This window comes from Paraburkholderia heleia NBRC 101817 (assembly GCF_000739775.1).
Classification (GTDB): Bacteria; Pseudomonadota; Gammaproteobacteria; order Burkholderiales; family Burkholderiaceae; genus Paraburkholderia; species Paraburkholderia heleia.
Genome location: NZ_BBJH01000053.1, coordinates 23,356 through 36,448, shown reverse-complemented (window position 1 = coordinate 36,448; position 13,093 = coordinate 23,356). Strand labels below are relative to the sequence as shown.

General features: G+C 58.6%; 13 protein-coding genes and 1 pseudogene. 7 read left to right on the top strand and 7 right to left on the bottom strand.

The features are described from left to right. Window positions 1-246: 246 nt before the first annotated feature. A complete protein-coding gene (locus tag BHE01S_RS32105; protein WP_042271332.1) occupies window positions 247-1,677 on the bottom strand; it encodes a hypothetical protein in 1,431 nt (476 codons plus the stop codon). 586 nt (window positions 1,678-2,263) lie between these two features. On the opposite strand from BHE01S_RS32105, the gene BHE01S_RS32100 reads away from it, so the two are divergent. Next, window positions 2,264-3,523, top strand: coding sequence for a hypothetical protein (locus BHE01S_RS32100; RefSeq protein WP_042271330.1), 1,260 nt, complete (start codon window positions 2,264-2,266; stop codon window positions 3,521-3,523). Window positions 3,524-3,555: 32 nt separating this feature from the next. Here BHE01S_RS32100 and BHE01S_RS32095 read toward each other — a convergent pair whose 3' ends face one another. From BHE01S_RS32095 to BHE01S_RS39950, 6 genes and pseudogenes are all read right to left on the bottom strand, one after another. Beyond that, on the bottom strand, window positions 3,556-4,083 hold the full coding sequence (locus BHE01S_RS32095; RefSeq protein WP_042271327.1) for a hypothetical protein: 528 nt from the start codon (window positions 4,081-4,083) through the stop codon (window positions 3,556-3,558). Window positions 4,084-4,166: 83 nt separating this feature from the next. Then, window positions 4,167-4,775 (bottom strand): hypothetical protein, encoded by a 609-nt coding sequence (locus BHE01S_RS38170; protein ID WP_157025768.1) that lies wholly within the window; start codon window positions 4,773-4,775, stop codon window positions 4,167-4,169. Between the two features lie 16 nt (window positions 4,776-4,791). Next, window positions 4,792-5,277 carry a helix-turn-helix domain-containing protein gene (locus BHE01S_RS32085; RefSeq protein ID WP_042271320.1) on the bottom strand — a complete coding sequence of 162 codons (486 nt, stop codon included), beginning with the start codon at window positions 5,275-5,277 and terminating at the stop codon, window positions 4,792-4,794. A 12-nt stretch (window positions 5,278-5,289) separates the two neighbouring features. Beyond that, window positions 5,290-5,811 carry a hypothetical protein gene (locus BHE01S_RS32080; RefSeq protein ID WP_042271317.1) on the bottom strand — a complete coding sequence of 174 codons (522 nt, stop codon included), beginning with the start codon at window positions 5,809-5,811 and terminating at the stop codon, window positions 5,290-5,292. Window positions 5,812-6,540: 729 nt separating this feature from the next. Continuing rightward, window positions 6,541-6,809, bottom strand: a pseudogene (locus BHE01S_RS32075) (transposase); the annotation flags it as partial. A gap of 76 nt (window positions 6,810-6,885) precedes the next feature. Continuing rightward, window positions 6,886-7,173, bottom strand: a complete 288-nt coding sequence (locus BHE01S_RS39950) for a DUF3331 domain-containing protein (RefSeq protein WP_407669577.1) — start codon at window positions 7,171-7,173, stop codon at window positions 6,886-6,888. A gap of 699 nt (window positions 7,174-7,872) precedes the next feature. Between BHE01S_RS39950 and BHE01S_RS32070 the strand changes: the two genes are divergently transcribed. The 6 genes from BHE01S_RS32070 to BHE01S_RS32045 all read left to right on the top strand — a co-directional run bounded on the left by BHE01S_RS32070 (window position 7,873) and on the right by BHE01S_RS32045 (window position 13,084). Beyond that, window positions 7,873-8,811: an AraC family transcriptional regulator gene (locus BHE01S_RS32070; protein WP_167337728.1), complete on the top strand. Its 939-nt coding sequence runs from the start codon at window positions 7,873-7,875 to the stop codon at window positions 8,809-8,811. A 123-nt stretch (window positions 8,812-8,934) separates the two neighbouring features. Then, window positions 8,935-9,933, top strand: a complete 999-nt coding sequence (locus BHE01S_RS32065) for a LysR family transcriptional regulator (RefSeq protein ID WP_042271312.1) — start codon at window positions 8,935-8,937, stop codon at window positions 9,931-9,933. A 57-nt stretch (window positions 9,934-9,990) separates the two neighbouring features. Further along, the gene (locus BHE01S_RS32060) at window positions 9,991-10,443 is read left to right on the top strand and encodes a DUF4148 domain-containing protein (protein WP_157025766.1); all 453 of its coding nucleotides are present in this window, start codon (window positions 9,991-9,993) and stop codon (window positions 10,441-10,443) included. Window positions 10,444-10,457: 14 nt separating this feature from the next. After that, the gene (locus BHE01S_RS32055) at window positions 10,458-11,327 is read left to right on the top strand and encodes an alpha/beta fold hydrolase (RefSeq protein ID WP_042271306.1); all 870 of its coding nucleotides are present in this window, start codon (window positions 10,458-10,460) and stop codon (window positions 11,325-11,327) included. 69 nt (window positions 11,328-11,396) lie between these two features. Then, window positions 11,397-12,326, top strand: a complete 930-nt coding sequence (locus BHE01S_RS32050; protein ID WP_042271302.1) for an AEC family transporter — start codon at window positions 11,397-11,399, stop codon at window positions 12,324-12,326. A 38-nt stretch (window positions 12,327-12,364) separates the two neighbouring features. Further along, a complete protein-coding gene (locus tag BHE01S_RS32045; RefSeq protein ID WP_042271298.1) occupies window positions 12,365-13,084 on the top strand; it encodes an SDR family oxidoreductase in 720 nt (239 codons plus the stop codon). The last annotated feature ends 9 nt before the right edge of the window (window positions 13,085-13,093 follow it).

The window sequence follows — 13,093 nt, the reverse complement described above, 5'->3', positions numbered from 1 at the left end:
CTTGCTACGCGCTTTCTCACGCTGCGATGCCGGCGAAGATCGTCGACGCTCAACGTCCGAAGCTGTCGCCAAGGCGGCCGACGAGGAACGGCATGCCAATGTCCGGACATGGCCGCGAAGCGCCCGACAACCAAGCGCGGCGGTCGCTGCAGGCGCAGCCTGTCATGCAAAAGGCATAAGGCGACCCTTAGCCGCCCTGACCCAGCCCGTGGCGGACATCGGTTTCGACAGCGAATTCACCGACGCTTAACCGATGGTCGGCGGCGCTTGACGCAAAGGCCGGTATTCGTGGTTGGGCGAGGCGTAGTCGATGTACTGATCAGCCGCGTTGGTCATCCGTAGCAGTAGGCGCTGGAACAGCCCCCTCAGCAGCTTCATGTCCCGGATCGCAGCCACCTCCTGACCCTGTGGGATCGGCGTGCCATGGGCGGCTTTGTTCCGTCGGCGCCACGCGGCGTCCTCGTCATCGCCCAGCTCAAGGTTCAAGGCAGCCATCACGTCTTTCAGCCGCTGACGCTGATCGATGCCATTGAAGGTAGGCAGCTTGTTCTTCAAGGCCATCTTCGCCTCAAGGGAGATGTTGCCGCCGTCGATGACGGCGCTGAGTGCAGTCTTGAGGATCTTCCATTCGTCTCGGGTGGCCCAGCCCTCTTGCACCTTTCCGGGGTTGGCTTTGGTGTAGGCACTCTGCAAGCCCTCGATCGCCGCGCCGAAGTGAGCGGGCGCGATGTGCGGAGTGGCGGCGCACGCATGCCAGAAGGCCCAGTGCAGGTTCGCAAGATCTAGGGAGTCGAACGCCGTCACAAATGCCTGGATCGCTTTTGACAGTTGTGGGGCACCAAGCTCATTCAGGAAGCGGTCGCCGAGCGGCGCGAGCTGGAGAGTTTCAATGTCGAAGGCATGGCGGCGCAGGCTGTAGGCGCTCCGTGCGAGCGTGGACACGACGTTCCATTCGGCATCGTAGTGGGATGTGCCGAGATCGACCAAGTACACGCCCATCGCGAAAGAAAGGCCTGTTCGGACCTTCTTTCGAAACTGGTCGTCTGGGGCGCCATCGTAGACGATGCACCCCGGCTTGATGGCGCCGGGGCGGTCTTCTCTGTCGAGCGCGCAAACGTAGAAGGTCGCGCCATCCACCGTCACCTTGGCGGAGTTCCACGAGGTGCTGGAACGGTCGGTATCGCTCGCGATAGTGATGCCGTCGTTCAGAGAAATTCTTCGAGTGGTGATGGTTCTGGTAACCACGTCGGAAGCCGCTGGCCAAACGTATGGGCTCGTGGGCAGGTTTTCGAGCCAGTCGATGACATATGCCGCGGGCGCCCCGGACGGGTTGTTTGTCTTGGCGACATGGACCTGAGCCAGCTCCTTGAGCGGCTGCTCGGTCACACCGAGGGTCTGGCGATTCTGACTGTAGGGCATCAGCCCAAAGAATTCCCCTTCGAGACCACCCACGCTCCGGAGGAGCGCCCGCTCGTTCGTCAAACGAACCGTGCCTGGCGGCAGATTGATCGCCGCCGACGTCGCATTGGGGGCGGCCTCAGTCTCCAAGATAAGGTTCAGCTTTTCGTCCCGGCGGATCGAAAAGCTACGAATTGGCTGATGGAGTGGGCCGGGATCGGTGATCTCGAAAAAGCCCTTGTTCAGGATTCGAAGGCATTCCTCGGTCAGGTCGCGCATCACAAGAAGAGCCGCCGGATGTCAGTTATCGGCCGAAATAGCTTTATGGGCTGATCGGGCAATGCGAGGAGACTCTCCCACTCATAAAAGCGACGAGCGCCCTCATCTTTCGCGTCGATGATAACAGCGAACGACGCAATTTCACTCCGTGCGGCGCGGTGGAGCGCAAGCGATCGCTGGGGACCGTGGCCAGGGTGATTGCGGCGCACGCGTATTGAATGAAGGAGTGAATACGTTCGGGACAGCATGGCGGGCAGGTCTTGCCGGTGAAGCGGTCACTGGACAGGCTACTTGAGCGATCGCGCAAAAGACTCATATTGGCCGGCTAGCGCCAGACGACCACGCGTGGCGATCGCCGCGGGCACGGACTCTCATGCAAAAGGCATAAAACGACCCTCAACGGCCGTTGCACCCAATGTTGGCCAGTGGCTCTTTTCGGAAATGCAGCCGCCATTCGATACGGTGGTCCGACAGAGGAGCGGATGGCGTCGCCTCGGGTGATCGCAGCGATCCGCTACACTGGCAATCTCCCGCATGCTGAGTTGGGGCTTCCGAAATGCTTGAATTTCAAGTTCGAGTCGATGACATGCCTAGGATCTTCAGGGGGCTTTCTGAAATCGTCGGGGACGCTAGTTGGAACAAGGTAGTCCACAATAAAAAAAAGCATTCGCGGAGCAACGCATTTCTCCGTGAGCACTACGAGCGCGAGTACGCAATTGCATTTCAGCTTGCCAAGTGCAGTGAGCTGATGACCAAGTACGGCAAATTGCCCGTGACCGAGCTCGCGCAGCTTCATCATGCCTGTGGTTTTGCCGGCCAAACGCTGTCCATACTAGAAAGCTTGCAGACGAAACACCGCAACGAGTTCGCCGGGAGGATTCGGGGTGCGCTCAAAAACTCTGACAATATGCGCGGCATGCTACTGGAAATCGCCACCGCCACACATTTTGTCCGTCGCGGAAACCAAGTTTTGTGGCCGGAGCACCAGACGGCGGGGTCTCCAATTGCGGGTTCTACCTACGATCTTTTCATCGAGGACGTTGGTCCGAATGGACTAGAAGTCGAATGCAAGTCGGTATCTGACGACAAAGGCCGGAAATTCCATCAGGAAGAACTGCTGGCTTTCCAGCAACTGATCAAACGTAGGCTTGAGCCCCTCGTCAAGAACATCAAAGCGGGCGTTGCGGTCATAATCACTGTACCTGATCGTCTACCGAAGTCGCATAAAGAGCTGGAAGAGTTGGCTGACCGCGTGCGCGCTCAAGTGCTGTCGAATGAAAGCAAAGTATTCGACGACGGCTCGAGTGTACGCGTCGCCGATTTCGACATCGCCTTGTTGAAAGACATACCGATGATTCCAAACTCTCCCGCCGTACGTGCCGTGATTGAGAAAGTGACAGGCACACGAAATCGAAACGCGATGATTATTGGCCGACCGAACGGTGGCGCGATTGTATTTGTTCCGCAGAGTGCTCAAGACGATAGCGTACTTGCAGCGGCGTTCGATACCGCCGCTGATGCCGCGAAAAGGCAATTGACCAAAACGCGGCCGGGTCTTCTTGTCCTTGGTTTCGATGGGATGGAGGCCGATCAGCTGCGGAGTGTTGCCGAGGATGACTTTGAGAACCCACAGAAGCCGACGGCATTGCGCATCGGCGTTAGTCAATTTCTTTCTGGCGAATCGCGCGATCACATCGTAGGTATAGGGTTCGTCAGCCGAGGCACGCTCACGCCGCAGAGCGACGGGGCGCTTGATACTGGGGGCTCGGTCTACAGCTTCTCTAAAGAGGAAAGCTCCTTCTGGCACAGCGACTTCGCCAACATTTTTGGTGCCAAGAGCACCTGAACCCCGAGCCTCGGCTTAGCTTTCTGGGTTTCCTATGCGTGTTGCTCGCGTTTCTTAGCCACTTTCAGCACCTTAACTCGCACCCATTTGCCGCGACCACCGGTTGCCGTGTACAGGATCATGAACAAGTAGCCGTCGCGGGCCATTTGCATGATCTCATCGGTCTGTTCAGCGATGCCTATCCATTGAGACCCCACGTCGAACCGATAGGGGATTCGCTGTGCCGGCGCCGGATCAGTGATAATGAACGCCTGTTTAGGCTTTCGGCGTCGAAAGGCATACCACCAGGATTCGAAATACATTCCACCAAGGTTCGTTATGGTTGTCGGCCGATCGCCCACATTGAGCGCGGTGACCGTCACATAGCTCCGCGGGTCTTCGGCTTCTCCGCCAACCATCTTCATTCCGGTTGAAACTGACAGATCGATCCTCGGGCCGGATCTGAGCCATTTATACGCGTCCCATCCGAGCAAGAAGGTGGAAACGAGAGCGGCGTATGCCGCTATTCCCAAGGTCCACACCTCGTTCGAATTAAAGGCGTGCGGGGCGATTGTTATCATGGCCGTCAAGTATCGTCGTGAAGACTCACTATACCTGTACTTCTTCGGACTCAGGTGCGATGACGACAATGACAACCTCGCGATCAACTACCACTTTTGTCCCCGCTCAGCTTTTTTCTCGGCTTCTTGACTGCAACTTTCTTTTCAGATGAAACCGAATCTGTTACCTGAACTGGCGTCGTCGCGTTAGGTCCCAGCAGCGCCAAACGTCGCTCTTCATCTTTCTCGGCGTCGGACAACGCCGACTTTCGGAAATCAGCGCTCGGAAGCTGCAACATGCCATGTGAGCTCCGTGCACTGGTCGTCGAGAGCATCTCCCGAATCGCACCATACAACATTGGATAAGCGGAATAACGCACGGCCTTGAATCGATCAACACCATGCATTTCGCTGCCCAAATATGTCAGATAGGCGATAACTTCTACATCGAACTCGTATGGGAGAGTCTTCTTCTCTTGATCCTTTTCCAAAGCAGTCATAGAAAAAACGACTTGGAAGTGACGCGGATCCGCTGCCTCATCGTCGGGAAAATTGACCCGGGTCCGACGAACAAAGTTAACTCCAGAGAAATTGAAATTCAATTGTGGATAAGCACAGTTCGCCTCTTCCGAACTGGGATCGAATTTTGGATTGGCCACGACATGAATTTTCGTGAATTCAAGCCGATCAAGTGAAAGCGAAGCGGGTTTCATATTAAACTCGTCTTGATCAACCAAAGGCAACACGGGCTTCATTCTCCGTATCACCCATTTCTTGGTGTACGCGATGACGCTCAGCCTGCTTCCATCGTGGTACCAGTCTAATCACGTTGTCGGGAGATTGGAAAAACTCGATCCCGTCAGTGCCTCCGCTTCCTTCAGCACCAACCGTCAACAACTCTCCGTCGCCCCCATGCGTTTCTCCGCCATCACCCGCAACGACAGTATTGGCATCTCCAATGGAAATGAAAAGCTCCGTTTCGACGGCATCAGCAAGCATATAAAGCGTGTCAAGAGTCACATTGCCCCGCCCCTTCAAAATTCGAGAAATATTGGCCTCGGACACGCAAAGCCGCTCCGCAATATCAACATTCTTCAAATTCTTATTTCGCATGGCGGTTTTCAGTTGAAGCATGGGATCGAGTCTACGTACAGCACCCCAGGTCGCGGCCTTTTCCTTAATTTCCGCAGCAAATTCCGCATTGCTCTTCGCCATTTCGCTCACCTCTTAAATAAACTTAATCTCCGCCATGCCAGTGATCAACTCTTTGATCTCTCGTGTACATGGCGTCTTTACCTCATTTGGCGTGTTTTGATCTTTTTTATGATACGCCATTAACAGAAAAATTATCTTAACGTCGCCAGCGCTAACAGGAAAGAAGTAAATCCTGTCTTTATTCTGATATTTAATTTCCCAAAGATTTACAGTTTTTGATTGAAACTTGAAATCGTGCGCAACCTTAACACTTACGGGTGTATCATCCTTCAAGGCTTTCTGATAATTATCGACCTGAATGGCGTGAAATAAAGCACGCCCCATCACCAAGTAATTAGACTTCTTTTCCGCCGAGTCGACAAAATCCTTGACCGTTTTCGCGAAACGACTGGCCGTGTAATCACCCGCACCACAAATAAGTGCGACATCCCAACGCTGCTTCACCCCCATCGGCTGGAGACCTGGCAGATTGATAGCCGGGTCCCCGATCAAGCCAATCAGCTCTTTAAGGGTCAGTTTGCGTGCTCGAATCATAGCCCCGAACTTAACTTATAAATTAACTTTACGCAACGCCGATGTGTGGGTTGGGCATCAAATTTCAACCCGGAACGCGACATCTGTTGGCTGTCGAACGTGGCTTGGTGCCAATACTGACGCGTGGCGCCGCCTTGTAACGAAATCCTACATCAAACTAGGGGTCGATCCCACAATGCTAGTCGACGCAGCGGTCACTGACGCGCTTTCGCAGCATACGACTGAAACAGTCGCACGCCGCCCCTCGTGGCACGGCACGCATCAAGCAAAGGGCGATCGGCAAGATGCGGCCATAAGTACGCATTTGCCGATCTGAGAGTCGCCGCTCCGAAACCGGCTTGAGCGAACGGCCGGTTAGCACCGCGCAGCAGCCCAATGACGGTCGGTAACTAGGCGTCTGCAATGGCCGAATTCCGCACATAGGTCCTCCGGCAGGTTCCAGAGTATTGCAGCCGCTCCAACGGCAGGATTTCCAGCTTGCTGAACGGCTGGTTGTGGCCGGCTAGCGCCCGACGACCAAGCGTGGCGATCGCCGCGGGCACGGACTCTCATGCAAAAGGCATAAAGCGACCCACACCGGTCAGATAACTTCCTCCATAACGGTCAATCAGCAGATTCAGGTTTTGCGAACCGGAGTGCCAGTAAGCGGTCGTTGTCGCCCTCACCCAATCGGCCATGAACGGCCACTCAAGGTGGCCGGGTGGATCATCAACAATCGCCGCGGCCATCAAGCAAACCCTCGGCTAGCAGTGCCGTCTTAACCTCGCACTCCAGGGCCTTGAGGCGCGCGCGCTCGTCTGTGGTCACGCCATCGCGCTCACCGTGGTCAACCTGGTCGCGCTTGACCCAATCATGTAGCGTCTGCGGCGTGCAGTCGATCATCGGTGCAATCGATTCGACCGCTGCCCACATAGATGGATGTTCCTACGCTGCTCGCGCACCAGACGTACTGCACGCTCGCGAACCTCCGGGGAAAACTTGATTGCCTTCTTGTTCATGGCTCCATTGTCTCAAGGGTTGGAGCCTCCACAAAATCCGGTGCGTTTCAACGAGCTTTGCGGCGCCTGCTGCCTTTCAATCATCTGCGACGCATGGGATCGCAGATGCGAGCAACATCCACGCTGCGTTTACGGGAACGTGACCACGTACGGAAGGTCGGTAGACCAGATCCCCACGTCTGATTGGTGCGCTTGTTAAAGCGCACACGCCGCGCCCTCGGGCCCGCGTCAAGCGCCAGGGCTGCTCTCCGTAACAACCTGCGGTGGGATCCTTCAGGCAGACCGCGATCAGGACGTCCGAGTGGCGTCCTACAACGGTTATATTGCTGGTCGCTGGTGCGGTCTTTGTCGGAGCCTGAGCCATCGGCCGATGTCCTGCGGCCGCACGCCGTGCGCCTTGGCAACCCCCGGAGACTTCCAACATTTGCGCCAAAAGGGCAAGCGCGTAACCCCAGGCATCGGCAGGTAACCGTTCATTCATGACTGGTCTCAGGCAACTGGCGGTGAGTTAGCTCGAAGCCCCGGGGTGTTCGACGTGTCCTGCAGTTCGATCCTCGGGTCTCTGGCGATAACCTGGCATAACTTAAGATTGGTGCGAACCCTGCTGTCTGACGTTGGTAAAGTCGGCCTATCGCGACCATGAAGTAGTTGCCTGCCATGGTCGGAAGCAACGATGATATGGTCGGCAGAAGTCCACGCAGAAGTTCGGCTGCAGCCCGTCGAATGAGTCGGACACAGCGAACGGGCGCGACACCATCCAGCTCGCAGGTGCGTTCGTGACTTGATAGCGGAAAAGCAGTGATGCGAGTTCATCGTATCGGCTGGCCAGCGGCATTTCTGGTCGCTGGGTGCCATTTAGACGGGCAACGGTTGACTGAACGTGCCACGGGGGTGGCAGATATTGTCCGACAAATGATGCGCACATGTCCCATCGAAGTGCGAAGACGCTCTATACTCGATTCCGCATGATATTCGTGTAGCGTGAGTAGCCTTGGGGTCTGAGATGACAATTACGACAAACACTTCTCTTTGCCATTGGTCGACCAGCGAAGTCGAACCAGCCATGCGATTTGAGTACTATGCGAACGCACTATCCACTGCACTTACGCCGATGCGGCTGATTGCCGGAGACCCGCGCACATTCGAATCACACATGACCGCGGCATCAGTAGGCCCCGTCTCCGTGATCCGGCAAAGCGGGTCTTCGCACAGTGTTCGCCGGGACCCGTTCCACGCCGACCGCGCTCTCGAGCACTCGTGGCATTTGATAGTCAATCTGTCGTCCGCATGGAATACACGCCATCGTGAACTCGTTCGCCTGCTGCCCGGTGAGATGATGATTGTGGACTCGCGCCTGGATTTTATGGTCGAGATTGCCGGTCGTTACGACGTCGCCCATTTCAAATTTTCGCCGGCCTGGCTGCGCCAGTGGATACCGGCGCCTGAAGCGCTGGTTGGGCGCCGTATTGCTTCGACTTCGGGATGGGGGCGTGCGCTGGGTGTCTATCTGGCCGAGCTTTCGCCCGAGGTGATCGAGGCAGCGCCGTTGCCCGTGTCAGTCCTGACCGATCACATTGGCGCCCTGCTGGCGCTGATCGCCGCTGAGCGCGATCTACCAGCCGCTGTTGCGCAGCGCCGCGACGACTCGCTGCTTCGGCGCATTCGCGACTGCATCGCCCAGCGCAGCGCTGAGCAGGGTGTCTGCGCCGCCGACATCGCCAGGGAACTCAATATTTCAGTGCGTAGTTTGCACCGGACGCTCGCGGCACACAACGAGACGTTCGGCAAGCTCCTGATCGACCGCCGGGCGGCGGTAGCTGTGCGGATGATTCGCTCGAGCGTCGGCCGTCGCCTAAGCCTTGCGGAGATAGGCCGGCGCGCTGGATTCGCCGATCCGTCGCATTTCAGCCGCGTCATATCGGGCCGCTACGGCATGACGCCGTCGCGCATACGGAATGAGGATCAACGCTCGCCCGATGACGCAGAGAATTCTGGCTCGTAAGGAGAATCGGTCCTGATTCTGCGTTGTGTTAACTCCACAACGCTTTAGATTAGCGGCTTGGTTGCGTGACCAGCCAGGTGACGCTCTCTTTGGCTAGTCGAGCAATAAAATGGGTCCTCCAGTATGGCCGACTTCCTGAATCACCTGCGCATATTCGTTCGTGTCGTCGAGGCAGGGTCGTTCACCGCGGTCGCAAAAGAAAACGACTCCACTGCTGCCCAGATTTCCCGCGCCGTATCTTCGCTGGAAGAGGAGTTGCAGGCGGTCGTATTGCATCGCACGACGCGCCACCTTTCCGTGACCGACGTGGGCGCACGGTTCTACGAGCGCGCAAAGGCGATCCTCGGCGAACTCGACAACGCGACGGACGAAGCGCGCAACGCCACCCAGAAGCCATCGGGGCGTATCCGCGTGCATTCGGCACCGGGGCTGGCGTACAGCTGCGTGGCGCAGGTGCTTGCGAGCTATCAGCAGGCATTTCCCGATGTTTCCGTCGAACTCAAGGTCGAGCAGAGCATGCCGAGCCTTGTCGAGGACGGCTACGACCTTTCGATCGTCTCGGCCACCCAGTTGCCGGACTCTGCCTATATCTCGCAAGCGTTGGGCGCGGCGTACGCAGTGCCGGTTGCCTCCGAGTCATATCTCAAGCAGCGTGGCTATCCGCGAAAGCTGACCGATCTGGCCAATCATGCACTGCTGCAACTCGAAAGCCCCGTCGCGCCGCCCGACGAATGGCATCTGCAACAGGGAGCCGACACCCACGTCTGGACCATTACGCGCACGCCGTTCCGGGCAAACTCGCCCGAGGCGTTGCGGGCGGCGATTCTGGCCGGAGCGGGCATTGGCACGCTTGCCACCTATTCGGTGGCTGACGATCTCGCGAGTGGCAAGCTCAGGCGCGTTCTGCCGCAGATCCATCTGCGTCCGTTCTCGGTTTATGCCGTCTATCCTTCGCGGCGCTACCTCGACGCCAAGGTGCGCACCTTGCTTGCGCATCTGCGTGCAACGCTCTCTCCCGCATTGGCACGGGCAATGGGGATCTGCGAGGCCCACGCCGACGCAGCCGTCGCTCCCAGCGCGCGGCGGAGCAACCGGACAAAACAGCAGACGAAGCGCAAGTAGGGCAGTCTGGCCTCATACGCGCAGATATGTACATGATTCCATGCACGCGCAGCAAAATTGATTATCGCGCGACCCGTCTTAATCGCCGACGGCTTCATTTCTAGACTCCATTGCAAGCCGATGATTGTTCGATCGTTCATCGACGGATTCTCAATCCGATACTGGAGTCACCACATGAAACCCACCTTGTTTTCCTGCCTGCTCGCGGCCGTGCTGGCCGCGCCCGTTTCAGCCTTTTCACAGCCAATCATCACGCGTGCGCAGGTCCGCGACCAGCTCGTGACGTTCGAGTCTGCCACCGTTCCCGGAACGCCGGGCGATGCGCATTATCCGGATGCTGTCCTCGCCGCCGCCAACGGCGGTGCGAAGACTGCAATGGCGGCGCGTGCCTTCGGCGATCACGGTGGCGTTGCCGCCGGTTCGAGCGAAGCGGGCCGGCGCTCGCAGCGCACGGTTTCGGGTGACATGAACGACGTTCCCGGACTCAAGCCCATCTACTTCGGCCAGTGAGGGAGCGGCGAATCATGCAAACAATCGACCTCGTTCATCACACGGTCAGGGCGAACGGCATCCGGCAGCACTATGTGGAAACAGGGGATGGACCGCCCGTGGTGCTGTTGCACGGCTTTCCGGAAACGCACTACGCGTGGCGCCATCAGATTCCGGCGCTCGCCCGGAAGTATCGCGTGATTGCGCCGGATCTGCGTGGATATGGCGAAACCGACAAGCCGGCGAGCGGCTACGACAAGCGCACGATGGCGAACGACGTGCGCGCGCTGCTGGATCATCTGGGTATCGATCGCGCGGCGCTCGTGAGTCACGATCGCGGATCCCGCGTGGCGACGCGTTTCGCCAAGGACCATGCGAACCGGCTGGACCGGCTCGTGGTGATGGACAACGTGCCCACGCGGGTCGTGGCGGAGCAGCTGGACGCCCGCATCGCCCGCGCATACTGGTTCTTCCTGTTCCACCAGGTGCCGGACCTGCCCGAAACGCTGGTTGCCGGCAACGAACGCGCGTGGCTGCGCCACTTCTTCTCCGACTGGTGCTATGACCCGAATGCGATCAGCGGGGACGCATTCGAGGCCTACGTGCGCGCTTACGAAGCCCCCGGAGCGGTGCGTGGCGCGATGGCCGACTATCGGGCGAACGCCGAGGACGTGGCACAGGACAAGGCGGATGCCCACGTTCCCATCAGCGTCCCGACACTGGCGTTGTGGGGCGCCGAGTTCTACGCGGTCGGCAAGATGTTCGACATGGAAGCCGTCTGGAAAGGCATGGCAACCGATGTGCGCACCCATGCGATCGAGCGCGCGGGGCATCTGCCGCACGAGGAGCAACCGGAGCGGGTCAATGCCCTGCTGCTCGACTTCCTGGAGGGCTGGAAGGGCTAAGCGTGGCATGCAGGCGGACAGCCATCGCGCTGTCACGCCTGAGGCCCCGCGCATCTTCCGCATATCGCCATGAGCCACGAAATCGCTTTTGCCCTGGTGCCTTTTCTCTTTTCGATGGGTGCCGGTTATCTCGCCGGGCGGCTGAGCACGACGCCCATGCCGCTCGCCGCCATCAACACGATGCTGGTGCATTACGCGTTGCCCTTCGCGCTCTTTGTCTATACCGCGCGGATGCAGCGCGAGAGCCTGGGTGCGCATCTGGCGCTCATTGTCGTGCTGACGATCGTGATGATCGTGCCGTATGCGCTCTCGCTCCTGCTTTCGCGCTACGTCTTTCGTTCGAATCTCGCGCAGGCGGCCGTCAAGGCGGTCACGGTCGGCATGCCGAATTTCGCTTCAGTCGGGCTGCCATTGCTTCGCGCGGTGTATGGTGAAGGTGCCGATTTGACCGTCGCCATCGCGGTCACGATGGGGGCGGTCGTCATGTCGCCTGCTGCCCTCATCCTGCTCGAGCGCGCGCAGCATCGTGACGGACAGGCGCTGCTCGGCAAAGCGCTGCGCAACACTTTCGTCAAACCCGTCGTGATCGCGCCGCTGGCCGGCTTGCTGGTGTCGCTGTCCGGGTGCACGCTGCCAGCACTCCTCACGCAGTCGTTGGGCATCATCGGAAACACGACTGCCGGACTTGCCCTTTTCTCGACTGGACTCATACTCGCAGCACAACCGTTCCGGCTCGACGCACAGGCACTGGTTGGCGTTTTGCTCAGCAATGTCGTGCAGCCCCTGCTTGCCTTAGCGCTTGTCTGGCTGCTGGCGCTTCCGCAGCCGTTAGCCGGCCAGGCCATTCTTCTGTCGGCGATCCCGTGCGGTTCGTTCAGCATCCTGTTTGGCCTGTCCTATGGGGTAAAGGACACCTCGGCGGGCACGACGCTGGTCGTGTCGAGCGTAGTGTCGGCCGTCACACTCGCGGGCACGATGGTCTTACTCGGGCGGATTTGACCGCTTATCAATCAACTTACCTAGGAGTACGATTTAAAATGAAACGAACTTTCCTGATTACGGGTGCAAGCAAAGGCATCGGGCGTGCGCTGAGCGAGCGTCTCGCGCGTGATGGCCACAATGTGGTCGGCCTCGCGCGCAGTTCCGGTGACACGACTTTTCCAGGCACGCTCGTGTCCGTCGACCTGACCGACCGGGAGGGGACGCAAGCGGTGCTGTCCGATCTCGACGCGCGCTTCGAATTCGACGGCGTCGTCAACAACGTCGGGTTCGTTGAGCTTTCGCCGCTTGGATCGATCGATCTCGATGATCTCGACAGGGCGATGCGCGACAACCTGGCGCCCGCCGTGCAAACGGTTCAGACCTTGCTACCGGGGATGCGCAAACGCGGCTGGGGCCGTATCGTGAATCTGTCCAGCCTCGTCGTGCTGGGCGTGGCCCAACGTTCGACGTATGCGGCTGCGAAGGCCGCGATGATCAGCCTGACCCGAACGTGGGCGCTCGAACTCGCCGATACGGGTATCACCGTCAATGCGGTCGCACCTGGGCCGACCGAAACCGAGATGTTCCGCGCGAATACACCGGCGGGCAGCGAAGCGGAGCGCCGTTTCCTCTCGATTGTTCCGATGAAACGGCTGGGGCGTCCCGAGGAACTGGCGGCATCCATCGCGTTCCTGCTGGGCGAGGAAGCGGGATTCATGACGGGGCAGACGCTTTTCGTCGACGGCGGCGCGTCGATCGGGAAGTCGATGATCTGATTGGGGTGC

Excerpts from the sequence above, each read along its gene's own strand:
- BHE01S_RS38170 (WP_157025768.1), bottom strand. The coding sequence starts at position 4,775 with ATGAAACCCGCTTCGCTTTCACTTGATCGGCTTGAATTCACGAAAATT.
- BHE01S_RS32065 (WP_042271312.1), top strand. The coding sequence starts at position 8,935 with ATGGCCGACTTCCTGAATCACCTGCGCATATTCGTTCGTGTCGTCGAG.
- BHE01S_RS32050 (WP_042271302.1), top strand. The coding sequence starts at position 11,397 with ATGAGCCACGAAATCGCTTTTGCCCTGGTGCCTTTTCTCTTTTCGATG.
- BHE01S_RS32085 (WP_042271320.1), bottom strand. The coding sequence starts at position 5,277 with ATGGCGAAGAGCAATGCGGAATTTGCTGCGGAAATTAAGGAAAAGGCC.
- BHE01S_RS39950 (WP_407669577.1), bottom strand. The coding sequence starts at position 7,173 with ATGGCTCAGGCTCCGACAAAGACCGCACCAGCGACCAGCAATATAACC.
- BHE01S_RS32105 (WP_042271332.1), bottom strand. The coding sequence starts at position 1,677 with ATGCGCGACCTGACCGAGGAATGCCTTCGAATCCTGAACAAGGGCTTT.
- BHE01S_RS32080 (WP_042271317.1), bottom strand. The coding sequence starts at position 5,811 with ATGATTCGAGCACGCAAACTGACCCTTAAAGAGCTGATTGGCTTGATC.
- BHE01S_RS32070 (WP_167337728.1), top strand. The coding sequence starts at position 7,873 with ATGCGATTTGAGTACTATGCGAACGCACTATCCACTGCACTTACGCCG.
- BHE01S_RS32045 (WP_042271298.1), top strand. The coding sequence starts at position 12,365 with ATGAAACGAACTTTCCTGATTACGGGTGCAAGCAAAGGCATCGGGCGT.
- BHE01S_RS32095 (WP_042271327.1), bottom strand. The coding sequence starts at position 4,083 with ATGATAACAATCGCCCCGCACGCCTTTAATTCGAACGAGGTGTGGACC.
- BHE01S_RS32055 (WP_042271306.1), top strand. The coding sequence starts at position 10,458 with ATGCAAACAATCGACCTCGTTCATCACACGGTCAGGGCGAACGGCATC.
- BHE01S_RS32100 (WP_042271330.1), top strand. The coding sequence starts at position 2,264 with ATGCCTAGGATCTTCAGGGGGCTTTCTGAAATCGTCGGGGACGCTAGT.